Raw genomic sequence first — 25,001 nt, 5'->3', positions numbered from 1 at the left:
AAATCCTGATTTATGGTGCCTCGCCACTGTCCAGGGACCGCTGCATGTCTGAAAAACCAGTCGAATCGTTGAGCGAAAGCGAAGCCGCGGATGAGCTCCAGCGGCTGGCCGAGGAGATCGCCGGTCATGACCGGCGCTATCATGCCGAGGACGCGCCGACGATTACGGACGCAGAATATGACGCGCTGCGGCGGCGCAATCTTGCCATCGAGGAGCGCTTTCCCGGTCTGGTGCGCGAGGATTCGCCCTCGCTGCGGGTCGGCGCCGCGCCGGCGGAAGGCTTTGCCAAGGTGCGCCATGCGGTGCCGATGCTCAGCCTCGCCAAGGCCTACACAGACGAGGACGTCACCGATTTCATCGAGCGTGGCCGGCGCTTCTTCGACCGCGACAAGGACCTCGACATCGCGTTTACGGCCGAGCCGAAGATCGACGGCCTGTCGGCGTCGCTGCGCTATGAACGCGGTGTGTTCGTGCAGGGTGCTACGCGCGGCGACGGCGCTGTCGGCGAAGACATCACCGCCAATCTCAGGACCATCGCCGACATCCCAGCCAAGCTCAAAGGATCGGGCTGGCCCGAGACCATCGAGATCCGCGGCGAAGTCTACATGACCTATGCGGAATTCGAGGCACTGAAGGCCCGCTCGGCGGCGGTGGGCGGCCAGGACTATGTCAATCCGCGCAATACGGCAGCGGGCTCCTTGCGACAGAAGGATGCGTCCGTCACCGCCAGCCGCAATCTTAAATTTTTTGCTTATGCCTGGGGCTACACGACAGCGGATCCTGCACCGACCCAATATGATTCGGTGCAGAAATTCGCCGAATGGGGGTTCAAGGTCAGCCCGCTGATGGTGCGGGCGAAGTCGGTCGAGGAGCTGATCGCGCACTACCACAAGATCGAGGAGCTGCGTTCGTCGCTCGGCTACGACATCGACGGTGTCGTCTACAAGGTCGACCAGCTGGAATTGCAGCGTCGCTGGGGCTTTGTCACCGGCGAGCCGCGCTGGGCGGTTGCGCATAAATTCCCGGCCGAACAGGCGATGACGACGGTGCAGAAGATCGACATCCAGGTCGGCCGTACCGGCACGCTGGCGCCGGTGGCGCGGCTGGCGCCGGTCACGGTTGGCGGCGTGGTGGTCGAAAACGTCACGCTGCACAATGAGGACTACATCAAGGGCTTCGACAGCAACGGCCTGCCGATTCGCGACGGCATCGATGTCCGCATCGGTGACACGGTTGTCATACAACGGGCGGGCGATGTCATTCCGCAGATCGTCAGCGTCGTCGTCGACAAGCGGCCGGCTGATGCGGTGCCTTACGAATTCCCGCACATTTGTCCGGTCTGCGGCTCGCCGGCGACGCGCGAAATCAACGAGAAGACCGGCAAGGAGGATTCGCGCCGGCGCTGCACCGGCGAGCTGATCTGCGCCGCCCAGGCTGTGGAGCGGCTGCGTCATTTCGTGTCGCGCGGCGCGCTCGACATCGAGGGGCTGGGCGCCGAGAATATCGACCTGTTCTTCAATTCGGGACTGGTCAAGACCGCCGCTGATATCTTCACCCTCAGGGATCGCCGCCCGGCCGTCACCAGGGCGCTGGCCGAGCGGCGCGAGGAGCAGGCCAGGCTGCGCGAGGCGGCATCGGGCAAGGCGCGCAAGAATGTGCGCGGTGTCGAGGACCGCAATTATGAAGGCCTCGACAAGCTGTTCGCGGCCATCGATTCGCGCCGCGAGCCGGAGCTCGACCGCTTCATCTTCGCACTCGGCATCCGCCATATCGGCGAAACGACGGCGGCCGTGCTTGCCCGGACGTTTTCGACCATCGAGGAGCTGATCCGCGTCGGCAAGGAAACGGCGGCGGCTGAGGATCCGCACAGCGTCTTCCCCTCCATCAACGGCATTGGCGATACAGTGATCGATGCGTTGCGCGATTTCTTCGGCAATGAACGCAATGACGACGTGCTCGACAGACTGCTCGAACAGGTCAAGCCGAAGCCGTATGTCGTCACCGTGTCGACCGACAGCGAGGTTGCCGGCAAGACCATCGTCTTCACCGGCACGCTGGAAAAGATGACACGCTCCGAAGCCAAGGCGATGGCCGAACGGCTCGGCGCCAAGGTGGCGGGTTCGGTGTCGGCGAAGACCGATCTGCTGGTGGCCGGGCCGGGTGCCGGCTCCAAACTGAAGCAGGCCAGTGAACTCGGCGTCGAAGTCATCGACGAGGACACCTGGCTGCAACGGGTCGGCAAGGCGTGATGGCCGGTTCGTTCAAAGGGTTCGGGCAAAAAGCCATCCCGTTCCTCAAGGCGCTCGACTTCCACCAGAGCCGCGAATGGTTCCAGGAAAACCGCGCGCTTTACGACAGCGAGTTGCATGAGCCGTTCTGCGATCTGGTCGAGACGCTGACGGAGCGCTTCGCGGCGGCGGGTCTGGGCTTGCGCGGAGACCGCAAGAAGTCACTGTTTCGCATCAACCGCGACGTGCGCTTCGCCAAGGACAAGCGGCCCTACAACCAGCATTTGTCGGCCATGCTGTCGCCGGATGGCACCAAGATGGAGCAGGGCGTGTTCTTCGTCTATGTCGGGATCGACCGCTGCTTTGCCGACGTTGCCTGGTGGAACCCGGAGCCGCCCCTGCTGCTGGCGATGCGCAAGGCGATTATCGCCCGGCCAGCCGAGTTCCGAAAACTGCTTTCAACGCTGAAGAAAAACGGCTTCGAACTCGAAACCGAGGGTCGGTTGAAGCGCACGCCGCGCGGATTCGAGCAGGTCAACGAACCCGATCTTGTCGACGCCATCCGCAACCGGCACTTCTATGTCCAGCACATGATCGATCCGGCCGGCATCCACGCGCCAGCGCTGGTCGACGAGCTTGTCGATTTCACATTGCGCGCTAAGCCGTTGCTCGACTGGGGCAGGGCGATCCAGGGCACGGCACCGCGGAGCTAAATCAGCCCGGCGCACTGCACGGCTACATCCGCATCAAAAGACCGCCGTCGACTGCCAGTTCGATGCCGGTGATGTAGCTTGCCGCATCGGAAAGCAGGAATAGCGCGGCATTGGCCATGTCCTGCGGCGTGCCGATGCGGCCGAGCGGCGCATAATTGGCAACGGCCGCGCGTTTCTCTTCGGTGTCCCAGCGCGCCTGCAGCGGCGTCAACGCCATTCCCGGGCAGATCGAATTGGAGCGGATGCCATCGCCCGCCAACTGCATGGCGAGCGACTTCGACAGCGCACAGACGCCGGCCTTCGACGCCTGGTAGGCATCCTGCGGGGTCGGATCGCCGCGATACCACTGGATGGTGGAGAAGTGCACCATGGCGCCGCCGCGTCCGCCGGCCCGCATATGCGGAACCACCGCCCGCGCGGTGTGGACGAAGGATTTCAGATTGATGTTGAAGACCTGATCCCAGACATCGAGGTCCATCTCGAGGGCCGATTTGTCGCGACCGAACCAGAGCACGCCTGCGACATTGGCGAGATAATCGATGCCGCCGCGCTCGCGGCCCGCGGCATTGATGGTCTGCTCGACGAAGGCGGCGTCGGTGAGGTCGCCCTGGGCAAAGGTGAGCCGGTCGTCATAGGCGGCAAGCGACGCCGGACGCGGCTTGACGTCGATGGCGGTGACCGAGGCGCCGGCATCGAGCAGCGCCAGCGAGATCGCCTCGCCCATACCGCCACCGGCGCCGGTGACGACCGCGTGCCTGCCGGTGAAGTCATAAGCGATCATCCGAACCCCCTCATTTGTTTTTACAACATCAGTTTCGCTGATTTGTTGGCTCAAGCGAATTCGTCTGACTTTTCAAACGCCGGCTCCTACATAGCAGCGCGAGATGGGAATGTGACATGTCGGCAGAGACCTTAAGCGAAAATTCCGTGGCCAGCGACTTCTGGGACGGCGTGCGGCTGTCGATGCCGGTGGTTGTCGCCGCGGCGCCATTTGGGCTGCTGTTCGGCGCCATCGCCTTCGACAACGGCTTTTCCGTTCTCGAAGCTTTCTTGATGAGCGCGCTGATCTTCGGCGGCGCCAGCCAGATGGTCGGCATCGAATTGTTCGGCCAGCATGTCGCGCCATGGCTGATCGTGCTGTCGATCTTCGCCGTAAACTTCCGTCACGTGCTTTACTCCGCCAGCATCGGCCGGCGAATCGCGCACTGGCCGGTTATCAGCCAAGCGCTGGGCTATTTCGTGCTCACCGATCCGCAATTCGCGGTGGCCGAGCGTAAGGCCGAAGCCGGCGAGACCGTTGGCTTTGCCTGGTACATGGGGCTTGGCCTGCCGGTCTATGTGTTCTGGGGGATCGAGAGCGCGCTGGGCGCGGTGTTCGGCAAGCTGATCCCGGACACGCATGCGCTCGGCATCGACTTCCTGCTGCCGATCTATTTCCTCGGGCTGGTCATGGGCTTTCGCAACCGGCCACTGTGGCTGCCGGTGGTGATCGCCAGCGCCGCGGCGTCGATCATTGCCTACAAAACTGTGGGATCGCCATGGCACGTCTCCATCGGCGCCATTGCAGGCGTGCTTCTGGCCGTCATCCTGCCGCCGCACCATAGCGGTGTGGAGGCAAAACGATGAGCGCGACCTTGTGGATCATCATTGCCGGCGCGATCGCCACCTATTTCACCCGCGTCGGCGGCCATCTGGTGATCTCGCGCTTCGACCACATCCATCCACGCGTCGAGGCGGGTTTGAATGCCGTGCCGGCCGCAGTGTTGACGACGCTGGTGGCGCCCGCCGCACTTAGCGCCGGACCGGCGGAATGGGCGGCGCTGGTCGTCGCCGCTGTGGTCTCGCTGCGCGGCGGCCTGATGGCGATGTTTCTGGCCGGGGCGGTGGTGCTGGTCCTCGCGCGGCAGTTTGTGGCATAGGGCGCCTGCGCGCGGAACAGTTTCGAACTGTCGGCGCCGCCGCTCATTGCCCTGGCGGGCGTTCGTCACTCGAAAAGCCAAGCAATTGGCTTTTCGTCCGCTTCGCGGACCGCTCCTCACCTCCCCGTATAGTGACGGGGAGAAAGAAGCTCATTTCAGATCTTGGCGTCGTGCGGCAGCGGCGCTGTCGCTTTCTCCAGCCAAGCCAGCGTCTCGCCGTCGAGCATCGGGCCGATCTCGGCCAGCACCCAGGCATGGTAAGTATCCAGCCAGTGCAACTCCTCGCGCGTCAACAGGTCGGTGCGGATCAGCCTGATATCGATCGGCGCCAGCGTCAGCGTCTCGAAACCGTGCATGGCGATGTCGCCGCCCTCCACCTGTTCAGCCGGTGTCACCAGGATCAGGTTCTCGATGCGGATGCCGTAGGAGCCTTCCTTGTAATAGCCGGGCTCGTTGGACAGCATCATGCCGGCCAGCAGCTTTTCGGTGCCGGTGCGGGCGATGCGCTGCGGCCCTTCGTGCACCGCCAGATAGGAGCCGACGCCATGGCCGGTGCCGTGGGCAAAGTCGCAGCCATGCTTCCACAGCGCCATGCGCGCCACCGCGTCGATTTCCGAGCCGCGCGTGCCGGCGGGAAAGCGCAGCGTGGAAATGCCGATCATACCTTTCAGCACCAGTGTGAAGCGCTCGCGCATCTCCTCGGTCGGCTGGCCGATCGGCACCGTGCGGGTGATATCGGTGGTGCCGTCCTGATACTGGGCGCCGGAATCGAGCAGGAACAGCTCGCCCTTTGCCAGCTCGCGGTTGGTGGCGCGCGACACGCGGTAGTGCATGATGGCGCCGTTCGGACCGCTGCCTGAAATGGTGTCGAAGGAGACGTCGCGCAGCGGCATCTGCGTTTCCTCGCCGGTCTGCCGGCGCACCTCCTCCAACTTGGTGACAACGGTTATTTCGTCGAGCGTGCCCGGCTTTTGCCGTTCCAGCCAGCACAGCAGTTTCGCCACGGCCGCCCCGTCTCGGCGGTGCGCGGCGCGGCTGCCGGCGATTTCCGCCTGGTTCTTGGTGGCGCGCGGAATGCGGGCGGGATCGGCCGCTGAAACAAATGCGCCGCCATTGTCCTCGACCAGCATTCTCAGCTTCTCCGCCGCCAGCACCGGGTCGAGCGCGATCTTGGCGCCGCCCTTGGCAAGGGTAACGACCGCCGCCTCGAATTCGCCGGGCTCGTGCAGATCGGCGAGTTGGGTGAGATAGGCGGCGACCGTGCGCGAAAACTTGCGCTGGTCCATGAACAGCTGGTGCTTGCCGTCGGCGGCAGGGATCGCGAAGCCGAGCGCCAGCGGCGTGTGCGGCACGTCACCGCCACGGATGTTGAAGGCCCAGGCGATCGAGGAGGGGTCGGTGAGCACGGCGTGCGTCGCGCCCTCCTTGCCGATTGCCGCCACCAGCCGCGCCAGCTTGTCCTTGGCGAGTTCCCCGGCAAAGCCGATCGGGTGGATTTCGACCGGCGCCACGGGCGGCGCCGGCTGATCCTTCCAGATGATGTCGATCGGGTTCCTGTCGAGCGGCACCAGCGTCGCGCCGGATTGCTCGGCCGAGGTTTTCAGCGCCTTGACCTCAGCGATCGTGTGCAGCCACGGGTCGAAGCCAAGCCTGGCGCCCTTGCCGAGATTGTCCTTGATCCAGGAGGCCGGCGGGTTGTCGACGAGACTCTCGATCGCAAAAATGTCGAGATCGACCTCGTGGCGCACTTGCAAGGTATAGCGGCCATCGACGAACATGAAGGCGCGGTCACGCTGCACAAGTGCTACGCCCGCCGAGCCGCTGAAGCCGGTCAACCATTTCAGCCGCGCCGAGCGATCGGCGACATACTCGCCCTGGTGCTCGTCGGCGCGCGGCACCAGGAAACCGTCGAGGCCATTATCCGCCAGCCATCGCCGCAGCAACGTCACGCGCGGCTTGCCGACGCTGGGGTCGCCTGCGGAATCGAAGGTCTGGAACATGGTATGCCTCCTGTATCGGGCGCGACCGTAGCGCATGACCCGGAAAACCGGAATCGATTTTCGCCAATCGCAACAGGCTCGGATTGGTCCAAAGCGCGTTGCGTCTCAGTGCTTCAGGTGGATCGTCACCCAGCCTTCGCGATGCAAGGTCCTGACATGCCGGAAATTCTGGCCGACATAGGCCGAGATCACCGCATTGCATTGGCGCTCGAGGATGCCGGACAACACGATCGAGCCGCCGAGGCTGATGTGCCTGGCCATCTCAGGCGCCAGCCGCATCAGCGGCCGCGCCAATATGTTGGCGACGATGAGGTCGAAAGGCGCGCGCTTGCCGAAGATCGGGTGGTGGAAGCCGGGCGCCGTCACCGTTTCAACCAGCGCCTTGACGTGGTTGAGGCGGGCATTGGCGGCGGCGACCCTGACGGCGATCGGATCGATGTCGGTCGCCAGCACCGGAATATGCGCCAGTTTGGCGACGGCGATTGCCAGCACCGCGCTGCCGGTGCCGAGGTCGAGGGCATTCCTGGGACGTTCGCGGCGCACGACCCGTTCCAGCATTTCGAGGCAGCCGGCCGTGGTGCCGTGATGGCCGGTGCCGAAGGCAAGGCCGGCCTCGATCTCGATGGCGAGTTCGCCGCTGTGGCGCTTCCGGCGGTCATGCGCGCCATGGACGAAGAAACGTCCGGCGCGCACCGGCTTCAGTCCCTCCAGCGAGCGCGCCACCCAGTCGATGTCGGGCAAAACCTCGCGCTCGATCGGCTTCGACAGGGACAGTCCCACAAGGCTGTCTTTTAGCCGCGCCTCAACCGCGTCGACATTGCCGTCGGTGTAGAGCGAAACCTCATAGATGTCGCGGTCTTCATCGACTTCGAGCACGGCGATCGGCAGGCCTTCATCCTCGAAAGCCGGCTCGAGCGCGGCAAAGATGCGGTCGGCCTCGATCTTCCCAGCGATGAAGTGGAGCCTGGTCTGACCCATCAGTTGGTCTCTTGCTTGAGCATGATCTCTGGACAACACTTTTCTGTCCGAGAAAACCGGATTCCACATTTAGGGATCATGCCTAGCCTGCTGCCAGCCGCTTCAGCTTGGCAATCGCGGTATCGGCGCTTTCGCCATAGGCGATGGTGCCCGAAAACTCGCCCTTGGCATTGAGCAGCAGCGCCGAGGCGGTGTGATCCATCGTATAATCGCCGTCGCCGGTGTCGACCTTCTTCCAGTAGATGTTGAAGGACTTCGCCATGGCGTGCACCTTGTCGGGATCGCCCGATATGCCGACGATGCGGTCGGAGAAATTGCTGACGTAAGTGTTCATCACAGGCGGCGTGTCGCGCTCTGGATCGACGGTAACGAAGTAGGCGTTGAGGTTCTTGCCGTCGTCGCCCAGCGTCTTCAGCCAGCCGGCCATTTCGAACAAAGTGGTCGGGCAGACTTCCGGGCAATGGGTGAAGCCGAAGAAAACGATGCTGGGTTTTCCCCGGAAGGCGGCTTCGGTGATTGGCGCGCCTTTCTGGTCGACCAGCGTGAATGGCGCGCCATACGGTTCGCCACCATAGTGGCCGCGATAGAAGTCAAAGGTGAGCCAGCCGATGCCCGCCGCCATCAGAACGAGAATGCCGACCAGAATTGAACGCATCATCAGGAATTGTCCGTAGCAGAAATCATCGAGCGCCGGATCGGCGCCTCTCTGCCGGCAGTCTTAGCCGGTCGCAGGGGGCAAGGCAAAGATGCCGCGTTGCCGCAACCGGGCTGGGCGCTACCTTGCAAACAGCTGGCCCTTATCCCACCTGAGACCGGCAAACTGAACCTGAGGAGGCTCCCTTGCAAAGACGGACTGGGCAGAGACGGATTGGGCAGAAACTGATCGGCGGCGCGCTGGCCGCATGCATTGCCCTTGGCGCCGGTGCCGCAGCGGCAGAGGAAGTCGGCAAGGTCGGCGTCGATTGGGTCGGCAACGACATCATCGTCGAGGCGATCAAGGATCCCAAGATCGACGGCGTGACCTGCCATGTCTCCTATTTCGACCGCAGCGTCATCGACCGGCTGCACAAGGGCAACTGGTTCGAGGATCCGTCTGATTCCTCGATCTCCTGCCGCCAGACCGGGCCGATCACCATCGGCGACATCGACATGAGCGAGGGCGGCGAAGAGGTGTTCAAGCAAGGCATCAGCCTGATCTGGAAGAAGCAGGTGGTGAACCGCATCTACGACAAGAAGAACGAGACGCTGATCTATCTCTCGCATTCGCGCCAAGTGCAGGACGGCTCGGCGAAAATGTCGGTGACGACCGTGCCGCTGTTCGGCCAGAACGTGGTGTGGACCGGCGGCAAGCCGAAATAACGATCCTCCGGGCGCAACGCGACAATTGCTTCCGCAATTGCGCGGGGGTAAATCCGCCAGATGGACCGTACCGAAAACCTCGTCCTGAAAGATCCCGAGCCGCGCATCCATTCGACCGCGGAGCTGAAAGCGTGCAAGCTTGGCCGCTATGCCTCGATCGGCGAACGGGTGGTGCTGCGCGAGGTCAATGTCGGCGATTTCTCCTATTTCGAGCGCCACGCCGAGGCGATCTACACGACGATCGGAAAATTCTGCTCGATCGCCGCCAACAGCCGCATCAATGCCTTGGAGCATCCGATCGAGCGGATCACGCAGCACAAGCTCAGCTACCGGCCGAACGAGTATTTCCGCTGGCTGGGCGTCGACGCGGCGTTCCGCGCGCGGCGGCAGGCCAAGGCGGTCGGCATCGGCAATGATGTCTGGATCGGCCATGGCGCCGTCATCATGCCCGAGATCAGCATCGGCAATGGCGCCATCATCGGCGCCAATTCGGTGGTGACGCGGGATGTGCCGGCCTACACAATCGTCGCCGGCGTACCGGCGAAGCCGTTGCGCATGCGCTTTCCCTCCGAGATCGCGGCGCGGATCGAAAGCCTTGCCTGGTGGGACTGGCCGCCGGAGAAACTCGCCAAAGCGGTTCCCGACATGCAGGCCTTGCCGATTGAGGATTTCCTCGATCGTTGGGAGCAAGAGCATTCCTGAGAGCTCGCCGCGCGTGCGCGGTTTCATCGACTGGCTGGCCGAAATCCTGGCGCCGACATTCTGAACGGCACGTGTCGGGAAGAGTTCCGCCGGTCTGCGGCAACGCAACGGACCCCTTCCGCCATGCGGGGGTGGCGCAGCGGAAGGGGCTTGGAGACAAATCCGCCGTGAAGCGGAACGAACAGGTTTTGGCCTGCATGGTGACTAATGGCAACAAACCGATAAGGCGGCTTTTCACGGCGCTGCGCCTTTGGCGTGCATACAATTGCACCAGCGATGCCCTCTGCGACAGGGAACCGGAAGCGGCTGCCGGTTGTTTATTGTTGGAGCGATGAATGCGGCCTTGGTCAGCTCGTCGCGCTTTGAACGGTTGAGGATGTGAATGATCGAAAAGCTGTTTACCAGAATCGCCAACACCGTTTCGCACTTGGCGGGCCTGCCGCCGACTTTCATCGCCTGTTGCGCCATCGTTATCGTCTGGGCGGTAAGCGGGCCATTCTTCGGCTTCTCCGATACGTGGCAGCTCGTCATCAACACGGGAACGACGATCATCACCTTTTTGATGGTGTTCCTGATTCAGAACACCCAGAACCGCGACGGCGCCGCGGTTCAGGCCAAGCTCGACGAACTGATCCGCGTCAGCGAGGGCCACAATCATTTCATCGGCATCGAGCACCTGACCGAATCCGAGGTCGAGGAGATCAGAGACAAATGCGAGCGGGCGGCAAAACGCCATGACCACGAGCTCGCCGAACTGGCGGGCAAGAAGGCCGTCGCGCAAAAGCGCACCGCGAAAAAACGCGCGCCCGCCTGAGTCTCGGCTTTGGCTGAGTTCGACGATCAGTTTCCCATAAAGGCCGCGAAAGCGTCCTTATGGTCGGGGTGCCAGCGCGAGAGAGCAGGCCGGTTCTCGATGATGTCGCCGATCGCCCAGGCCATGCGCTTTTCATCGGTCGGCCGCATCACCTCATTGTCGGGGCAGAGGATGTAGAAGTCCCCACGCGCCAGCGAAGCCAGCATGAAGTCGACCACCTGCTCGCCGGTCCAGGCGCCAGCGGGTTTTTCGACCGCTCCTTCGGTGAGGCCGGTGAAGGTGAAGCCGGGAATGAGAAGATGCGCCGCGACCTTCGCGCCCGGCTCGTTGCGCAATGCGTGCGCCAGCCCTTCGGTGAACGTCTTCAATGCCGATTTGGAGACGTTGTAGGCGAGATTGCCGGGTGGCGTGGTGATGCCTTGCTTGGAGCCGGTGTTGATGATCAGGCCAGGCTCTCCGGAGGCCAGCATGGCCGGAGCGAAGGCCTCGACGCCATGTACGACACCCCAGAAATTGATGTCGATCATCCGCTTCCAGGCGTCGCCGTTCTCCCACGGTTTTCCCGGATTGTTGCCGACGCCGGCATTGTTCATCAGCAGCGATACGGCGCCGAAAGCGGCATGCGTCTTTTCCGCCAGCCGGCCGAGTTCGTCGGCCTTCGACACGTCGGTGGCGACGGCAAGCACGGCATTCTCGCCGGCGATCGCGGCGACTGCCTGGCGGGCCGCATCGAGGCGCGCGCCGCCAATGTCGGCCAGCACCAGTCTCATGCCCATAGCCGCCAGCCTTTTGGCAGCGGCAAGCCCGATGCCGCTGGCGCCCCCGGTGATGACGGCGACGTTGCCTCGGCTGAGGGCGGGCAAAGCGGATTGGATTTCGGCGTCGGAGGTCATGATCTTTTTCCTAGGGTTCGGGTGGCGCCGAACTTAGCGCGGGACGCGCATCGTGCAAGGCCGTCCCGCGTGTTCGGGTTGACCGCATCAACGGCGGCTGTGCATGCTGCGGCCGAACAGGGAGACTGCCGATTGACCGACTGGGTTGCGATCCTGAAGGAGCAGACCGCCACCGGCGACCAGATGGGCCGCGAGGTGCCGCAGATGCTTGCCAATCCGGACATAAGCGAAGCGCAGGTGAAGACCTTGTTTTCGGCACTCGAAAAACAGGCCGAGTTCGTCGAGAAATTGCGCATGGCGCTGGAAAAATTCGGCCATGATTTTTCGATCATCAAGGCGGCCGAGCGGCTGGAGGAGCGCTATGCCGACCTTGCGGCGTCGGTTGCCGAAAAGCTGAAGGCGATGCGCAAGTAGAGACGTCCTACGCTACTTTTCCAGCACCCGCGAAAAACGCGTGTCCGGCACGAACCAGACGGCGGCCACCAGCACAAAGATCGCAACGCCGATCCATTGGTTGACGAAGGCAAGCGGGACGGCTGCGGCGTAGAGGGCCACCGAGATCTTGCCCTTGCGGTCATTGCCCAGCGCCTTGGCGAAGGCGGTGTCGTTGCCGTGCAAATGGTGCAGCTTGGTGGCGAGAAAGGTGTAGGCGACCGCGCACAGCACCAGGTCGATGCCATAGACGGCGACGGGGACCGGCGCGAAATGGTTCTCGCCCATGAAGGCCGTCGTTGCCGGCATCAGCGACAACCAGAACAGAAGGTTGAGGTTGGCCCACAGCACGCGGCCGTCGACCCTTTGGACGGTGTGGAACATGTTGTGCAGATTGTTCCAGTAGATGCCGACATTGATGAACGACAAGACATAGCTGAAAAAGATCGGCCACAGCGGCAGAAGCGCTGAAAAATCCTCGCCATGCGGCACTTTCAGCTCCAGCACCATGATGGTGATGATGATGGCGACGACGCCATCGGTGAATGCCTCGACTCTGCCTTTTCCCATGGATTCTCCCTCTCGATGGAAGACGTTAAGCGAGGATTTCGGGCAAGACCATCCTGACAAGGTTGTCAGGATGAAGTTCGGCACGTGGAACGGCCGCCATTACATCGACGTTGGGGCGCAATTGGGCGTTGGGCGATTGGCCGGAGGTTGCCATGACCAGCTATGCCGAGACCATAACGCGCGAAAATGGACTCGATGGCCGGCCCGCGATGGCCGCGGTTGCCGCCATGATCGCCGCTCTGTTCGCCGGCAGCACGGTGCTGACGCCGCTTTACGTCATCTACAAGCAGGCCTTCGGTTTCTCGCAGATCACGCTGACGCTGGTCTACGCTGTCTATGTCGTCGGCAATCTCGGCGCATTGCTGATGTTCGGGCGCTTGTCCGACGGCATTGGCCGCCGTCCTGCGGCGCTGGCGTCGATGGCCATAGCGGTGGTCAGCGCGCTGGTGTTCCTGCTGGCCGAGAATGTCGCCTGGCTCGATGTCGCCCGCATATTGAGCGGCCTTGGCATCGGCATCGGTGCGGGAACCGGCACGGCCTGGCTTGCCGAGTTGATCGAGGGTAAGGACAAATCGCGCGCGGCAATCATCGCCACCAGCACCAACTTCGTTGGCCTTGGCCTGGGCGCGCTGGCATCGGGCCTGCTCGCCGAATATGCGCCCTGGCCGTTGAGACTAACGTTTGCGGTCTATCTTGCCTTGCTCGTGGTGGTGACGCTGTTGATCTGGCGTACCCGCGAAACCGTGTCCCGGCCGGGCAGGCTGACCGATGTTTCGCTGCGGCCGCGGCTGTCGGTGCCCGCTAATATCCGCGCCGCTTTCGTGGCGCCGGCCGTCACCGGCTTCGGCGCCATGGCGCTGGTCGGCTTCTATGCAGCCCTGGCGCCGAGCATCCTGGCGCAGCAGCTGCATGTGGCCAACCATGCCGAGGCTGGCGGGCTGTTCTTTGAACTGTCGATCGTTGCGGCCGCGACCATTCTGGCCACGACCCGACTGTCCAGTCGCGCCGGCATGCTGGCCGCGCTGGCGCTGATGATCCCGGCCGTAGGGCTGATGGTTGCTGCTCAGTTTTTCGCGTCGATGTCGCTGATGATTGCCGCCACCGCTGTGTGCGGCGTGGCGGCGGCGCTCGGCTATCGCGGCGGCCTGCAGGTGGTGAACCAGATCGCACCTGCCGAGCGTCGCGCCGAATTGGTGTCGGCGTTCTTCATCTGCTGCTTCTGCGGCAATGCGCTGCCGGTGATCGGCATTGGGCTGCTGTCGAGTTGGGCCACTCCGACGACGGCAAGCCTGGCCTTCGCCGGCATGATCACGCTGTTCTCTGTCGTAGCGCTGGGGTTCGGCGTCAAATACGCGCGCTGAGCCTCACCCGTTTGGCGTCCCGGGCGCCATGTTTGCCCGTCCGCGCGGGATGCCGAGGCCGGTGTCGGGCGGCTCGCCGGCGGCCGGCCGGTCCTCGATCATGTGCATGGTGCGCCAGCGGCCGAAGCGATAATAGGCGGCGGCCAGCACCAGCGAGGTGATCGATCCCGCCGGAAAACTCCACCACAGCGCTTCCTCGCCGATGTAGCTCCTGAAGAAGTAGGCAAAGCCGGTACGCACGACCATCACGGAAATCACCAGAATGATCAGCGGCGGCATCACGGCACCGGTGGCGCGCACGGTCGCGAACAGCACGATGGTGACGCCGAACAGGATGAACGACCAGGACGCCACCTTGTTGATGTGGGCTGCAATGTCGATTGCGGTGCTGTCCCCGCTAAGGAACAGGCCGAGTACCGGCCTGTCGAAGAAGAACAGCAGCGCCACCAGGGCGCCGGTGAGCACCAGGTTGAAGCCGACGCCGGACGCCGCGATGCGACCGATGCGGTCCCACCGCCCTGCGCCGACATTCTGGGCCGCCATCGACGAGACTGCGGCGCCGATCGCCAGTGCAGGCATCTGGATATAGGTCCACAGCTGCGCCGCGATGCCGTAGGCGGCGGCGACCTGCGAGCCGTAGGAGTTGACGATGCCCATCACGGTCAGCGCCGCCGCCGAAATGACGATCATCTGCAGGCCCATCGGCACGCCCTTGAAGACGACGATCCTGAGCAGCGCCGGATCCGGCCGCAGCAGAGCGAGGTTCGCGCCGGCGAGCCGCAACGGATGCTTTCTGGCATAAAGCACGACGAGGATGGCGATCACGCTCACCGTCTGGCCGATCAGCGTCGAGGTGGCGGAGCCGGCGATGCCGAGCTCGGGGAAGGGGCCGATGCCGCGAATGAGCAGCGGATTGAGGATGATGTCGAGCACGACGGCGAGCGCCATGAAGAAGAATGGCGTGCGCGAATCACCCGCACCGCGCAGCACCGTCATGACGAAGGACAGAAGATTCATCATCGGCACGGCGACGAAGATGATGCGCAGATAGGAGCGCGCCAGCGGCAGCGCATCGGGCGGGGTGCCCAGTGTGTTGAGGATGGCGTCGACCCAGATCCAGCCGCAGACGGCGAAGATAGCCGAGACGAGGAAGAAGAAGCTGGCGCTGGTGCCGACGATGCGCCGCGCCTCGGGCAGGTCGCGGGCGCCGACCGATTGCGCCACCAGGATGGTCGCGGCCATGCCGATGCCGAACACGGTGCCGAGAATCAGGAACAGCACCAGATTGGCGTTGGAGGTGGCGGTCAGCGCCGATTCACCGAGGAAGCGGCCGACCCAGACGGCGTTGATCGAACCGTTGAGCGATTGCAGCACGTTGGAGCCGAGCACCGGCAGAGCGAACAAAAGCAGCGTGCGCGGAATCGGGCCGCTGGTCAGGTCGCCGGTGCGCCGGCGCGGTGGTATTTTTTCGTCCATGGGCTGTTCGGCGAAGGTTCATCTCAAAGTCCGCCCGGCAATGATCGCCGATTTAACGGACAAGGTCGATGCGGCATTGGAACATGCCACCTGGCGGCTTCAAGCTAATCAGTTCTCAAAACATTCGGAATGGGATATGGGTCGTCGCCGCGTGGGGTCGCATATCCTGTTGGATATGATGAATAGGCTGGGGGGATCATGTCCGACAATCCGCTTTTTTCCGAGCGCCTGAACCGGCGCGCGTTTCTTGGAATATCCGCTTTGGGTGCCGCTTCCATGGCGCTTTCAGCCTGCACCACGACCGACGTCGTGGTGCCGCCAACGCCCGCTCCGGCGCCCGAACCGGCTCTGGGCGATGCCGCCACCATGTATTCGGCGCGCGTCGATGAGGGCTTTTCATTGCCGGCAATCCCCGTGGCCAAGCTCGATCCGAAGTTCGTGCGCCAGATCGTGGACGATCCGACCGGCGAAAAACCCGGCACGATCGTCGTCGATACATCCGAGCATTTTCTCTATCTGGTGCGCGACGGCGGCAAGGCAATGCGCTATGGCGTCAGCCTCGGCAAGGCCGGGTTTGGCTGGACCGGCAGCGCCGTGATCCAGGCGCGCAAGAAATGGCCGGTGTGGACGCCGCCGCCCGAAATGATCCAGCGCCGGCCGGAACTGGCGAAATATAAGGACGGCATGCCGCCGGGACCGCAGAGCCCGCTCGGCGCGCGTGCGCTCTATCTGTTCCGCGACGGCAAGGACACGATGTACCGGCTGCACGGCACGCCGGAATGGGATTCCATCGGCAAGAACGCGTCGTCGGGCTGCGTGCGCTTCATGAACCAGGACATTATCGACCTCTACAGCCGGGTCAACGGCGTAGCCCAGGTCTATGTGCGCCCGAACCTGTCGGCCGCAGGCAAGATCATGGCCGTGTCGAGCCGGACCGCCGAGCCGATCGATGCCGGCGTGCCAAGGGATGCGGAGATTTTGAAATAGGTGCCTTCACGGCATCGCTGATCGCCGACAAACGTTTAGAGGCGGACGCGCCGGGCGCGTCCGCCTTTCCGTATACGGCTACTTGTTGGCGAGGCCCGGAAGCGTGACCTGATAGACCAGGAACATGGTGTCGACATCGGCGCCGTCGTCGGCCTTGTAGGGCGCGCCGACCTGAAAACCGTCTTGGGTGAGAAAGTCGTTATCGTTGCCGACGAACAGGAAATAGTCGTCGGGCAGCGCCGGATCGAGCAGGCTGACCACAGACATTGCTTCCCACTTCTCCGAGAGATTGTTCTTGTCGTTCGGCTTGCCGTCATGCAGGCCGAAACGGCCGAGTTCCTTGTTGTCGTTGATGTCAATGAACGGCGTCAGCTTGGCCGGGGTCACCGAGGGGTCGAGCACGCCCTTGGGCGCCAGCGGCTTGTCGGCGGCATCGAAGGCGCCGCCGGCAATGTCGGTGGCGCCAGAGACGTCGACGACGAAAATCTGGCGCAGCAGCGAAGTATCGCCCTTCACCCCCTGGCCGTTGCCGCTGTCGCGCGCCAGCATCAGGAAGGTCTTGTCGGACAGCGCCACGATTTCGCTCTGCGCGGCGACCTTGGTCTTGTCCTTGGCGTCCTTGAACACCGGCAGCGGCACGGCATATTCATGCACCAGCTTGAGATGGGCCGGGTCGGAGGCGTCGTAGACCAGGGCCCGGGTGTTCTGGCGCGTCGCGGGCGAATCGCCGCCATCCTGGCGGGGCGCCGACTGCAGCACAGCGATCAGCGACTTGCCGTCCGGCGTCAGCGCCATGCCTTCGAGGCCTTGATTGTTCTGGCGGCCGGTTTCGGGATCCTTCGGATCGGGTTCGGCTGCACCGGGGCCCGGATTGTCGGAGGCGAAGTTCGGCGCGCCCTTGCGCATCGGCACCAAAGCGGCGGGCGGCTGCGTTGCCGACAACAGATGGCCGTCGGCCGAGAAGCGGTAGATGTTGGGGCCGTATTCGTCAGAGATGAACATGGTGCCGTCGGGCAGCCGCGCGATCGCCTCATTGTCGAGCGCCAGCTTGCCATTGGCCTCGGGCAGGATCGGCAGGTCGCCATTGGCCGCGCGCACGCCGTTGAGCGGATCGAGGCCGGTGGCGTCAGCGCCCTTGTCGTCGGTGAGGAGCAGGGAATCGGCAAGCGTCGCCTTGACGCCTGTCTGTTCCTGGCCGGAGGTGGGCGTGGCGCCTAGTGCTACCGGCGTGAACTCGATGCGAATAGTGTTGAGGCGCGGCCGGTAATCGGTGGTGCCGACGACATTGTAGCCACGGTCCGGCAGCAACCAGAGCGAGCCCTTGTAGCCGTCCGCGCCACGGGTCCAGCTTGCGGCGTCGATGGACATGCCGGAGCCGGAGCCGAAGGTCTCGCCGAACTTGTCCTTCTGATCGGCCGGAATGCGGCCGACGCCGACCAGGCCCTTGTTGACGAAGCCACCAACGGTGGCGGTGCTGTCGGCAAGGGCAGGGGTCAGGGCGGTAAACAGCGCCAGCGCGGCGCCGAGCGACACGGTTCGGTGCAGATTTTTCATGGGATAACCTCTTTGTGACGGAACGGGCCGGAACGGCCGGATGACGAAGCCGCCGCAATCGACGATGCCGCGCCCACCGATGAGCGGTCTAGGACGCGAAGATGATAGTTGCGTGACAGACCGTGTCGCACGCGCTCCGGAACCATTTTCCAGCCTGATCCGTTGCACGCGAGCCCAAGCGTCGCCTGCGATGGCCGGTCGAGCCCCGGGCCCAGGAGGGATAAATGGGTTTCGATCAGTATCACGAGCCACCGGAAGAACTGACGCAGGAGGTGCGGACCTTTGCCCGCATGATCACCTCGTTGATCGAAGAGGCCGAGGCGATCAGCTGGTACGAACAGCGCATGTCGGTCGAGAAAGACCCTCAGGCCAAGGCGATCATGAAGAACGCGCAAGGCGAGGAGTTCAAGCATTTCGGCATGGATCTGGAATTCCTGCTGCGCCAGAAGAAAGACTGGCGCACGGAACTGAAGGAAATCCTGTTCACCACCGGCGACATCGTTAAGGCCGGCGAGCGGGGCGAGAAGAAGGTGGATTGAGGCCCGCCGGCCTTCCGCGGCGGATCAATCGCTGTCGCGGGCGATCAGCTCCAGCGGCCAGACTTCGCGGATGATGCGCGGACCTTCCGGGCCGGCAAAGGCGGGAAGCGAGGCCAGCAACATTTCGGCCAGCCGCCGGCCCATCGGCTCCAGCGACGGACGGAAGGCGGTCAGCGCCGGCGAGAAATAACGGCAGAGCGGCGTGTCGACGATGACGATCACCGCGATGTCGTGGCCGGGCCTGATGCCCATTTCGGCCAGTGCCTTGCAGCCGCCGAGCGCCATTGCGTCATTGTTGAAGATGATGGCTGTGGGCCGGTCCTTGGAGAGCATCACGCGCGGCGTCACCTGGTAGCCTCCGGCCTCGTTGATGAAGCCGTCAGCGATCAGGCCGGGGTCGACTTCGATGCCATGCCGCTCCAGCGCCTTGCGGTAGCCGTCGAGGAACAGGTAGCCGAAGTTGAGATCAAGCGAAGGGCGGATGGCGGCAATGCGGCGGTGGCCGCGCGCGACCAGCCGGTCGACGGCTTCATCACCCGCCCTCTCGAAATCTATATCGAGCGAAGGATAGGTGTCGTCGCCGGATTGACTTCGGCCAAGCGTGGCGAAGGGAAAGCCGGCCTTGCTGAGATAGTCGATCCGATCGTCTTCCCGCCGTGTATTGGCCAACACGACCGCGTCGGCCCGGCGCGTCTCAACAACGCGGCGCAGCCTCTCCTGCTGATATTGACCGGGCTCACCCATGACGACCATCAAATCCAGGCCATACTCGGCAAGCCGGCCTTGCAGACCGATCAGGAACGGGATGAAGAACGGTTCGCCATATTGCTGGTCGCCCGGATGCGGCTGCAGCATGAAGGCGATCGAATGGGTGGTGCCTTGCCGCAGGCTGCGGCCGGACTGGTTGGGCGAATAGTTCAATTGCTTGGCGGCGGCGAGCACGCGCTGGCGGGTGTCGGCATTGACGTCGGCGCGGCCGTTCAACGCCCGCGACACGGTGCCGATCGAAATGTTCAGGTGACGCGCGAGGTCATGGATGCTGGACGCCAAGGACAGTTCTCCCCCTGTCTTGGCTAGCACCGGCTGCCGCCCAGGCCAAGGCTTCGGGATGGTTTTCGCTGGCAGCCGATTGACATTCTACGCCATCGGGTGTGTTCTCGTAAACGTTTACGGAAAAGCGTTTACGGTGATGCCGGAAATGCCGTGACATTCGGTCTGGAGGGACCGGACGGGAGGAATGCCGGATGATGAATGCCGTCCTCGTTGGCTGTGGTGCGATGAGCAAGGCCTGGCTCGATGCCGCGAGGCAGATCGGCGGGTTGGCCATTGTCGGACTTGTCGATCTCGACGCCGAACGGGCGCGGGCGAGGGCACGCGAATACGGGCTCGATCGCGCCGTCATCGGCACCAGCCTCGATCAGGTTCTCGACCAGACCAGGCCCGACGCGGTGTTCGATGTCGTGGTTCCAGCCGCCCGGCGTGATGTCGCCTTTGCCGCCTTTGCCCATAATTGCCATCTGCTGACGGAAAAGCCGCTGGCCGATACTCCAGAAAATGCGCGCGCCATCGTCGATGCGGCACGTAACGCGGGGCGTATCCATGCGGTCGTGCAGAACCGCCGCTACGTCGCCAATGTCCGGCGCATCAGGCGCTTTCTCGACTCCGGCGCCATCGGCAAGCCAACCAGCATCCATGCCGATTTCTTCGTCGCGCCGCATTTCGGCGGCTTCCGCGAGGAGATGGCGCATGTGCTTTTGCTCGACATGGCGATCCATACTTTCGACGCCGCCCGCTACATGGTCGGCGGCGATCCCGCCGGCGTCTTTTGCCAGGAATGGGAGCCGGCGAATTCCTGGTACCGGCAGGGATCGTCGGCCAGCGCTATCTTCGATCTCGGCGGCGGCAAGCGCTTCACCTACGCAGGCTCTTGGTGCGCGGCGGGCTTCCGCACCAGCTGGGAGAGCACGTGGCGCATCGTCGCCGAGCACGGCAGCCTGGTCTGGGACGGCGAGGACGGACTGAAGGCCGAGGTTGTGTTGTCGGTCCGCGACGGCCTGTTCGACCTGACCCAGCCCATCACAGTACCGCCGCTCGATTCCGCCGACCGCGTCGGCGGTCATCTCGGCATCATCAAGGATTTCATCCACGCCATCGAGACCGGCAGCGAGCCGGAAACCCGTGGCAGCGACAACATCAAAAGCCTGGCCATGGTTTTTGGCGCCATCGAAAGCGCCGAGACCGGACGGCGCGTCGCAATCACACAGGAAGCATCATGATGCCAAACCCGCTTCTCGACATCCGCATCGGCACCATGGTGCGGGCCAATCTCGAAGACCCGGCCGCCTACATCAAAGAGATTCTGCCGCTCGGCTTCGAGAGCATCCAGCCCTTCTTCTGGCAGACGCTGGGCGGCAAGGATTTGGCGCGGCTCGCCGGTGAGATTGGCGAGGCGATCGGCGATGCCGATGTCGCCGTGTCGTCGATCGGCGTGTTCGGCAATCCGCTGGAGGATGGCGAGGTCGATCGCGGCGTGCTCGCGGCCTGGGAAACCGTCATCGACAACGCGCATCTGTTCGGCGCCTCGACGGTCAGCGGCTTCACCGGCCGCCTTCGCGGCAAGAAGCTGACCGACAGCCTGCCGCGCTTCCGTGAGGTCTGGGGACCACTGGCCAAGCGCGCCGCCGACAAGGGCGTGCGCATTGCCTTCGAAAATTGCGCCATGGATGGCAACTGGGCGGCCGGCGACTGGAACATCGCCCACAATCCCGATGCCTGGGAGTTGATGTTCAACGAATTGCCCGACGACAATCTCGGCCTCGAATGGGAGCCCTGCCACCAGCTTGTCTACCTCATCGACCCGATGCCGCAGATCCGCAAATGGGCGCCGCGCATTTTCCATGTCCACGGCAAGGACGCGACGGTGCGCTGGGATGTGATCCGCGAGCACGGCGTGTTCGGCAAGCTGCCCTTCGTGCAGATGCGCACGCCCGGGTTTGGCGACAGCGACTGGACGCGGGTGATCAGCGAATTGCGGCTGGCCGGTTACAAGGGCGCCATCGACATCGAGGGCTGGCACGACCCGGTCTATCGCGGCGACCTCGAAATCACAGGCCAGGTGCGCGGGCTGGAATACCTCAAGCAATGCCGGGGAGGAGCGACCTACCTGCCGAACCCGGCGTGACCGAGGGCCGGTGGGAGGAGCCGGCCTGACAGATTGCCAAGCACTGCCGACAAGCACTGCCGAAAAGCGAACGACGAACCCCTCGGCTCACCGAGGACAAAAGGGAGGAACGTGCATGAGCATCGCAATGAGAACGACACTTCTGCGCTCGACCGTCGTGGCCGCCGCCACGGCGCTGTGCGCTGCCATCTCCACTCTGCCGGCGCAGGCGCTCGACGCCCAGTGGTGCAAGGATGTCCACATCCGCTTTTTCGTCGGCGGCGCCGAGGGCGACGCTTTCGGCACCATCGTCTACAATGGCGCCAAGCAGGCGGCGTCCGATCTCGGGCCGAAGGTCGACTACATCTTCTCGCAGTGGGACGTCGAGAAGATGGTGCAGCAATTGCGCGAGGCCGTCGCCGTGAAGCCAAACGGCATTGCCATGATGGGCCATCCGGGCGACGCCGCGATCATGCCGCTGGCCGAACAGGCGCACAAGGACGGCATCAAGATGATGTACCAGAACGTGCCGGTGCCGAAGGTGGTGGACGCGTTCGGCGGCGGCTATGTCGGCGCCCAGCAGGAGCAGCAGGGCCGCGCGCTCGGCACTGAGGCGTTCAAGCTCGGGAAGCTCAAGTCCGGCGACAAGGCAATCATGATCGGTCCGTTCGAGAACGAGGCCCGCGGCGCGCGCGAGCGCGGCACGGTGGCAGCACTCAAGGAAGCCGGCGTCGAGGTCATCCAGCTGTCGTCGCCGCCGAGCGGCGAATGGGCGTCCGACCCCAATCTGGCGATACCGGTGATCACCGCGGCCCTGCTCAACAATCCCGACGTCAAGGCGGTCGGCTATCCCGGCGGCCAGATGCTGGGCAACGTCGCCACCTACATGCAGGCGGCAGGACGCAAGCCCGGCGACATCTTCAACTTCGGCTTCGATACCAGCCCGCAGATCGTCGAGGCGTTCAAGGGCGGCTGGGTGCAGCTGACGGCTGATCAGCAGCCGTTTCTGCAAGGCTATCTGCCGATCCTCAGCCTTTGCCAGCAGGTGGTGCTGGGCCTGGCGCCGATGAATGTCGACACCGGGGCGGGCTTCGTCACGCCGCAGAATTACGAGATCGTCGCCGAGCTCGCCAAGCAGGCGCTGCGCTGACCTCCCAAACTGCCGGCTGGGCGCAAGCCCGGCCGGCAGGACCGCCGGCACCAGGCCGGATGATACCACAGGAGCGAGGATCACCATGGCCGAACGCATCATCGAACTGCGCGACATCAGCAAATCCTATGGCCAGGTCTATGCGCTGGGCGGGGTCAATCTCTCGGTCGACCGCGGCGAGGTGGTTGGCCTGATCGGCGACAATGGCGCCGGCAAATCGACGCTGATCAAGATCCTGTCCGGCGTCGTCAAGCCGACCAGCGGCGAGATCCTGGTGCGCGGCAAGCCGGTGACCGGCTGGAGTGCGGCACGCTCGCGCGACGCCGGCATCGAGACGGTTTTCCAGGACCGGGCGCTGGCCGTGCAGCAGACCATCGTGCGCAACATCTTCATGGGCCGCGAACTCACCGGCTTCATGGGCTTTCTGAAGGTCAATAAAGAGATAGAGGAGGCGAGCCGGCTGATGCGCGAGATCGGCTTTACCTCGAAGGTGTTCACGCCGCATTCGATCGTCGGCCAGCTCTCCGGCGGCGAACGCCAGGGCGTGGCGATCGCGCGGGCCATCTACAAGCAGGCGGAGCTGATCATCCTCGACGAGCCGACGACGGCGCTGTCGCTGACCGAGACCGCCAAGGTCTTCCATTTCGTGCGCCAGGTGCGGGCGAGCGGGCGCTCGATCCTGTTCATCGGCCACAACATCCATCACGTCTTCGACATCGCCGACCGCTTCGTTGTGATTGACCGCGGCAAGGTGGCGCTGACCGCCGATCGCACCGAGGTCAAGTCGGCCGAAGAGCTGATCAACTTCATGGAAGACGTTGCGCATCCCGGCGGATTGCCGGGGCTGCACGAGGCCGGCGACGCGGAGAGGGCAGCACGATGAGCAAGACCATGGAACCCGATCTGCAGAGCCCGCTCGGCGGCAAGGCAGCCCGGCCTGAGTGGAAGCACCCGTCCGACCATTGGCTGCGCGGTTTCGTCATCGACAACCGCGCAGCGCTCGGCACGCTCGCCGTGTTCATCATCATGATGGCGGCGTTCCTGATCGCCAACCCGACCGTGTTCACCACCTGGTATCTCTACAGATCCGTGCTGACCACGCTGCCGGTTGCCCTGTTCGTGGTGGTGCCGCTGGTCTTCGTCGTCACCTGCGGCGAGATCGACCTGTCGTTTCCCGCAACCATGGGCTTTGCCTCCTGGGTGTTCGCGCTGGTGGTGCAGGCCGGCTACGATCCGTTTCTCGGCATCGCAGCGGCGATTCTCACCGGCACGCTGCTCGGCTTTCTCGTCGGATCCCTGGTCGTTTATGGCGGGCTGTCGTCGCTGATCGCCACGCTCGGCATGAATTTCCTGCTGCGGGGACTGATCCAGATCATCAACGAGGGCAGATCGACCGCATTGACCGGTCTCAGCGACAGCTGGGCGTACACCATCTTCTCCGGTCAGGTGTGGGGTTTTCCGGTACAGGTCTTATGGGCACTCGCCTTCGTCATTTTTTCGGCAATGCTCTACAACCGGCACCGCTTCGGCGCGCAGGTGAGGGTCGTCGGCGACAACCCCGACAGCGCCCAGCAAATGGGCATCGACGTCAAGCGTGTGCGGGTGAAAGTGTTCATCTTCACCGGCATCGGGGCCGCGATCGCCGGCACGTTTTCGGTGATGATCAACTTCACCTGGTGGCCGACCGCGGGCGACGGCTATCTCTTGCCGGTGCTGGCTTCGGTGTTCGTCGGCGGCACGCCGACCTGGGGCGGCATCGGTACGGTTGCCGGTGGAGCGATCGGCGCGGTCACCGTGTCGTTCATCCAGACCGGCGTCGTGGCGGCGGGCCTGAGCGGCTTCTACGTCCAGTTCTTCAACGGGCTGATCATCATCCTGTCGCTGCTGGGGCACAAGTGGAACCAGGCGCGGTACAGGTGAGGGGCGGGCTAAATTGACGGGGACGCTCATGTTGCGGACCGCATGCCCCGACGACTGGGCAGACGCCCGTCGCTTCGTCATTCTAAGGCGGAGCAGGAGCGAAGCTCCGTCGCGTAGACCCTGGAATCCATTCCGCGACCTTGGCGTGCAGCTGCGCAGGATTCCGCACCGTGGCAACGCGTTGAAGACGCGGGATGGATCCTCGGGTCTACGCTGCGTCGCTACGCTCCTTGCTCCGCCCGTGGA

The 25,001-nt window shown here is 63.8% G+C and carries 25 protein-coding genes; 16 read left to right on the top strand and 9 right to left on the bottom strand.

What is annotated here, in order from left to right; genetic code table 11:
• Nucleotides 1-44 precede the first annotated feature (44 nt).
• Both ligA and AC3EMP_RS25525 read left to right on the top strand, forming a co-directional pair.
• Nucleotides 45-2,249 carry an NAD-dependent DNA ligase LigA gene (gene ligA / locus AC3EMP_RS25530; protein WP_023707725.1) on the top strand — a complete coding sequence of 735 codons (2,205 nt, stop codon included), beginning with the start codon at nt 45-47 and terminating at the stop codon, nt 2,247-2,249.
• Entirely contained in the window at nt 2,249-2,941 is a 693-nt protein-coding gene (locus tag AC3EMP_RS25525; protein WP_023753052.1) for a DUF2461 domain-containing protein, read from the top strand. The genes ligA and AC3EMP_RS25525 overlap by 1 nt, the downstream gene beginning before the upstream one ends.
• A 22-nt stretch (nt 2,942-2,963) precedes the next feature.
• On the opposite strand, the gene AC3EMP_RS25520 is transcribed toward AC3EMP_RS25525, so the two are convergent.
• On the bottom strand, nt 2,964-3,722 hold the full coding sequence (locus AC3EMP_RS25520) for an SDR family NAD(P)-dependent oxidoreductase (protein ID WP_023682129.1): 759 nt from the start codon (nt 3,720-3,722) through the stop codon (nt 2,964-2,966).
• Between the two features lie 116 nt (nt 3,723-3,838).
• Between AC3EMP_RS25520 and AC3EMP_RS25515 the strand changes: the two genes are divergently transcribed.
• On the top strand, nt 3,839-4,567 hold the full coding sequence (locus AC3EMP_RS25515; RefSeq protein WP_023753051.1) for an AzlC family ABC transporter permease: 729 nt from the start codon (nt 3,839-3,841) through the stop codon (nt 4,565-4,567).
• Nucleotides 4,564-4,860, top strand: coding sequence for an AzlD family protein (locus tag AC3EMP_RS25510; RefSeq protein WP_023753050.1), 297 nt, complete (start codon nt 4,564-4,566; stop codon nt 4,858-4,860). Before AC3EMP_RS25515 ends, AC3EMP_RS25510 begins: the two co-directional genes overlap by 4 nt.
• 155 nt (nt 4,861-5,015) lie before the next feature.
• On the opposite strand, the gene AC3EMP_RS25505 is transcribed toward AC3EMP_RS25510, so the two are convergent.
• The 3 genes from AC3EMP_RS25505 to AC3EMP_RS25495 all read right to left on the bottom strand — a co-directional run bounded on the left by AC3EMP_RS25505 (nt 5,016) and on the right by AC3EMP_RS25495 (nt 8,496).
• Entirely contained in the window at nt 5,016-6,860 is a 1,845-nt protein-coding gene (locus AC3EMP_RS25505; protein WP_023753103.1) for an aminopeptidase P family protein, read from the bottom strand.
• A gap of 105 nt (nt 6,861-6,965) precedes the next feature.
• Nucleotides 6,966-7,838 carry a 50S ribosomal protein L11 methyltransferase gene (locus AC3EMP_RS25500; RefSeq protein WP_023733063.1) on the bottom strand — a complete coding sequence of 291 codons (873 nt, stop codon included), beginning with the start codon at nt 7,836-7,838 and terminating at the stop codon, nt 6,966-6,968.
• A gap of 82 nt (nt 7,839-7,920) precedes the next feature.
• Nucleotides 7,921-8,496: an SCO family protein gene (locus tag AC3EMP_RS25495; RefSeq protein WP_023697009.1), complete on the bottom strand. Its 576-nt coding sequence runs from the start codon at nt 8,494-8,496 to the stop codon at nt 7,921-7,923.
• A 182-nt stretch (nt 8,497-8,678) separates the two neighbouring features.
• Between AC3EMP_RS25495 and AC3EMP_RS25490 the strand changes: the two genes are divergently transcribed.
• The 3 genes from AC3EMP_RS25490 to AC3EMP_RS25480 all read left to right on the top strand — a co-directional run bounded on the left by AC3EMP_RS25490 (nt 8,679) and on the right by AC3EMP_RS25480 (nt 10,713).
• Nucleotides 8,679-9,197: a CreA family protein gene (locus AC3EMP_RS25490; protein WP_023753104.1), complete on the top strand. Its 519-nt coding sequence runs from the start codon at nt 8,679-8,681 to the stop codon at nt 9,195-9,197.
• Between the two features lie 60 nt (nt 9,198-9,257).
• The gene (locus AC3EMP_RS25485) at nt 9,258-9,899 is read left to right on the top strand and encodes an LbetaH domain-containing protein (RefSeq protein ID WP_023733062.1); all 642 of its coding nucleotides are present in this window, start codon (nt 9,258-9,260) and stop codon (nt 9,897-9,899) included.
• Nucleotides 9,900-10,281: 382 nt separating this feature from the next.
• Nucleotides 10,282-10,713 (top strand): low affinity iron permease family protein, encoded by a 432-nt coding sequence (locus AC3EMP_RS25480; RefSeq protein ID WP_023750938.1) that lies wholly within the window; start codon nt 10,282-10,284, stop codon nt 10,711-10,713.
• Nucleotides 10,714-10,739: 26 nt separating this feature from the next.
• Here the strand turns inward: AC3EMP_RS25480 and AC3EMP_RS25475 are convergent, their stop codons facing one another.
• Nucleotides 10,740-11,606, bottom strand: coding sequence for an SDR family NAD(P)-dependent oxidoreductase (locus tag AC3EMP_RS25475; protein ID WP_023753105.1), 867 nt, complete (start codon nt 11,604-11,606; stop codon nt 10,740-10,742).
• 132 nt (nt 11,607-11,738) lie between these two features.
• On the opposite strand from AC3EMP_RS25475, the gene AC3EMP_RS25470 reads away from it, so the two are divergent.
• Complete coding sequence (locus AC3EMP_RS25470) at nt 11,739-12,020, top strand: hypothetical protein (protein WP_023668298.1); 282 nt, start codon at nt 11,739-11,741, stop codon at nt 12,018-12,020.
• A 12-nt stretch (nt 12,021-12,032) separates the two neighbouring features.
• On the opposite strand, the gene AC3EMP_RS25465 is transcribed toward AC3EMP_RS25470, so the two are convergent.
• Nucleotides 12,033-12,608 carry a TMEM175 family protein gene (locus AC3EMP_RS25465; RefSeq protein WP_023682120.1) on the bottom strand — a complete coding sequence of 192 codons (576 nt, stop codon included), beginning with the start codon at nt 12,606-12,608 and terminating at the stop codon, nt 12,033-12,035.
• Between the two features lie 152 nt (nt 12,609-12,760).
• Here AC3EMP_RS25465 and AC3EMP_RS25460 point away from each other — a divergent pair, with 152 nt between their 5' ends.
• On the top strand, nt 12,761-13,969 hold the full coding sequence (locus AC3EMP_RS25460; RefSeq protein ID WP_352712342.1) for an MFS transporter: 1,209 nt from the start codon (nt 12,761-12,763) through the stop codon (nt 13,967-13,969).
• Between the two features lie 3 nt (nt 13,970-13,972).
• Here AC3EMP_RS25460 and AC3EMP_RS25455 read toward each other — a convergent pair whose 3' ends face one another.
• A complete protein-coding gene (locus AC3EMP_RS25455) occupies nt 13,973-15,445 on the bottom strand; it encodes an MATE family efflux transporter (protein WP_352655752.1) in 1,473 nt (490 codons plus the stop codon).
• A 198-nt stretch (nt 15,446-15,643) separates the two neighbouring features.
• Between AC3EMP_RS25455 and AC3EMP_RS25450 the strand changes: the two genes are divergently transcribed.
• Nucleotides 15,644-16,432 carry a L,D-transpeptidase gene (locus AC3EMP_RS25450; RefSeq protein ID WP_023668302.1) on the top strand — a complete coding sequence of 263 codons (789 nt, stop codon included), beginning with the start codon at nt 15,644-15,646 and terminating at the stop codon, nt 16,430-16,432.
• Nucleotides 16,433-16,510: 78 nt separating this feature from the next.
• Here AC3EMP_RS25450 and AC3EMP_RS25445 read toward each other — a convergent pair whose 3' ends face one another.
• Entirely contained in the window at nt 16,511-17,986 is a 1,476-nt protein-coding gene (locus tag AC3EMP_RS25445; protein WP_352595336.1) for an esterase-like activity of phytase family protein, read from the bottom strand.
• Nucleotides 17,987-18,210: 224 nt separating this feature from the next.
• Between AC3EMP_RS25445 and AC3EMP_RS25440 the strand changes: the two genes are divergently transcribed.
• Nucleotides 18,211-18,525 carry a ferritin family protein gene (locus AC3EMP_RS25440; protein ID WP_023712452.1) on the top strand — a complete coding sequence of 105 codons (315 nt, stop codon included), beginning with the start codon at nt 18,211-18,213 and terminating at the stop codon, nt 18,523-18,525.
• A gap of 24 nt (nt 18,526-18,549) precedes the next feature.
• Here AC3EMP_RS25440 and AC3EMP_RS25435 read toward each other — a convergent pair whose 3' ends face one another.
• Nucleotides 18,550-19,575 (bottom strand): LacI family DNA-binding transcriptional regulator, encoded by a 1,026-nt coding sequence (locus AC3EMP_RS25435; protein WP_023712453.1) that lies wholly within the window; start codon nt 19,573-19,575, stop codon nt 18,550-18,552.
• A 194-nt stretch (nt 19,576-19,769) separates the two neighbouring features.
• On the opposite strand from AC3EMP_RS25435, the gene AC3EMP_RS25430 reads away from it, so the two are divergent.
• From AC3EMP_RS25430 to AC3EMP_RS25410, 5 genes are all read left to right on the top strand, one after another.
• Nucleotides 19,770-20,801 (top strand): Gfo/Idh/MocA family protein, encoded by a 1,032-nt coding sequence (locus tag AC3EMP_RS25430; protein WP_023712454.1) that lies wholly within the window; start codon nt 19,770-19,772, stop codon nt 20,799-20,801.
• Nucleotides 20,798-21,706: a sugar phosphate isomerase/epimerase family protein gene (locus AC3EMP_RS25425; RefSeq protein ID WP_023750934.1), complete on the top strand. Its 909-nt coding sequence runs from the start codon at nt 20,798-20,800 to the stop codon at nt 21,704-21,706. The genes AC3EMP_RS25430 and AC3EMP_RS25425 overlap by 4 nt, the downstream gene beginning before the upstream one ends.
• A gap of 115 nt (nt 21,707-21,821) precedes the next feature.
• On the top strand, nt 21,822-22,835 hold the full coding sequence (locus tag AC3EMP_RS25420) for a substrate-binding domain-containing protein (protein ID WP_023699592.1): 1,014 nt from the start codon (nt 21,822-21,824) through the stop codon (nt 22,833-22,835).
• 85 nt (nt 22,836-22,920) lie between these two features.
• A complete protein-coding gene (locus tag AC3EMP_RS25415; RefSeq protein WP_023668308.1) occupies nt 22,921-23,718 on the top strand; it encodes an ATP-binding cassette domain-containing protein in 798 nt (265 codons plus the stop codon).
• Nucleotides 23,715-24,755 (top strand): ABC transporter permease, encoded by a 1,041-nt coding sequence (locus AC3EMP_RS25410; RefSeq protein ID WP_023682111.1) that lies wholly within the window; start codon nt 23,715-23,717, stop codon nt 24,753-24,755. Before AC3EMP_RS25415 ends, AC3EMP_RS25410 begins: the two co-directional genes overlap by 4 nt.
• Nucleotides 24,756-25,001 lie beyond the last annotated feature (246 nt).

The sequence above is a fragment of the Mesorhizobium sp. P160219 genome (assembly GCF_057786095.1).
Note: the sequence above shows the minus strand (reverse complement) of the source record. Positions and strands in the feature narration are given on the sequence as shown.

Bases quoted from the DNA above. Each gene is read 5' to 3' on its own strand.
- AC3EMP_RS25495 (WP_023697009.1), bottom strand. From the start codon at position 8,496: ATGATGCGTTCAATTCTGGTCGGCATTCTCGTTCTGATGGCGGCGGGC.
- AC3EMP_RS25415 (WP_023668308.1), top strand. From the start codon at position 22,921: ATGGCCGAACGCATCATCGAACTGCGCGACATCAGCAAATCCTATGGC.
- AC3EMP_RS25410 (WP_023682111.1), top strand. From the start codon at position 23,715: ATGAGCAAGACCATGGAACCCGATCTGCAGAGCCCGCTCGGCGGCAAG.
- AC3EMP_RS25460 (WP_352712342.1), top strand. From the start codon at position 12,761: ATGACCAGCTATGCCGAGACCATAACGCGCGAAAATGGACTCGATGGC.
- AC3EMP_RS25430 (WP_023712454.1), top strand. From the start codon at position 19,770: ATGATGAATGCCGTCCTCGTTGGCTGTGGTGCGATGAGCAAGGCCTGG.
- AC3EMP_RS25520 (WP_023682129.1), bottom strand. From the start codon at position 3,722: ATGATCGCTTATGACTTCACCGGCAGGCACGCGGTCGTCACCGGCGCC.
- AC3EMP_RS25510 (WP_023753050.1), top strand. From the start codon at position 4,564: ATGAGCGCGACCTTGTGGATCATCATTGCCGGCGCGATCGCCACCTAT.
- AC3EMP_RS25450 (WP_023668302.1), top strand. From the start codon at position 15,644: ATGTCCGACAATCCGCTTTTTTCCGAGCGCCTGAACCGGCGCGCGTTT.
- AC3EMP_RS25475 (WP_023753105.1), bottom strand. From the start codon at position 11,606: ATGACCTCCGACGCCGAAATCCAATCCGCTTTGCCCGCCCTCAGCCGA.
- AC3EMP_RS25455 (WP_352655752.1), bottom strand. From the start codon at position 15,445: ATGGACGAAAAAATACCACCGCGCCGGCGCACCGGCGACCTGACCAGC.
- AC3EMP_RS25420 (WP_023699592.1), top strand. From the start codon at position 21,822: ATGAGCATCGCAATGAGAACGACACTTCTGCGCTCGACCGTCGTGGCC.
- AC3EMP_RS25440 (WP_023712452.1), top strand. From the start codon at position 18,211: ATGGGTTTCGATCAGTATCACGAGCCACCGGAAGAACTGACGCAGGAG.
- AC3EMP_RS25505 (WP_023753103.1), bottom strand. From the start codon at position 6,860: ATGTTCCAGACCTTCGATTCCGCAGGCGACCCCAGCGTCGGCAAGCCG.
- AC3EMP_RS25485 (WP_023733062.1), top strand. From the start codon at position 9,258: ATGGACCGTACCGAAAACCTCGTCCTGAAAGATCCCGAGCCGCGCATC.
- AC3EMP_RS25515 (WP_023753051.1), top strand. From the start codon at position 3,839: ATGTCGGCAGAGACCTTAAGCGAAAATTCCGTGGCCAGCGACTTCTGG.
- AC3EMP_RS25445 (WP_352595336.1), bottom strand. From the start codon at position 17,986: ATGAAAAATCTGCACCGAACCGTGTCGCTCGGCGCCGCGCTGGCGCTG.
- AC3EMP_RS25425 (WP_023750934.1), top strand. From the start codon at position 20,798: ATGATGCCAAACCCGCTTCTCGACATCCGCATCGGCACCATGGTGCGG.
- AC3EMP_RS25525 (WP_023753052.1), top strand. From the start codon at position 2,249: ATGGCCGGTTCGTTCAAAGGGTTCGGGCAAAAAGCCATCCCGTTCCTC.
- AC3EMP_RS25500 (WP_023733063.1), bottom strand. From the start codon at position 7,838: ATGGGTCAGACCAGGCTCCACTTCATCGCTGGGAAGATCGAGGCCGAC.
- ligA (WP_023707725.1), top strand. From the start codon at position 45: ATGTCTGAAAAACCAGTCGAATCGTTGAGCGAAAGCGAAGCCGCGGAT.
- AC3EMP_RS25480 (WP_023750938.1), top strand. From the start codon at position 10,282: ATGATCGAAAAGCTGTTTACCAGAATCGCCAACACCGTTTCGCACTTG.
- AC3EMP_RS25465 (WP_023682120.1), bottom strand. From the start codon at position 12,608: ATGGGAAAAGGCAGAGTCGAGGCATTCACCGATGGCGTCGTCGCCATC.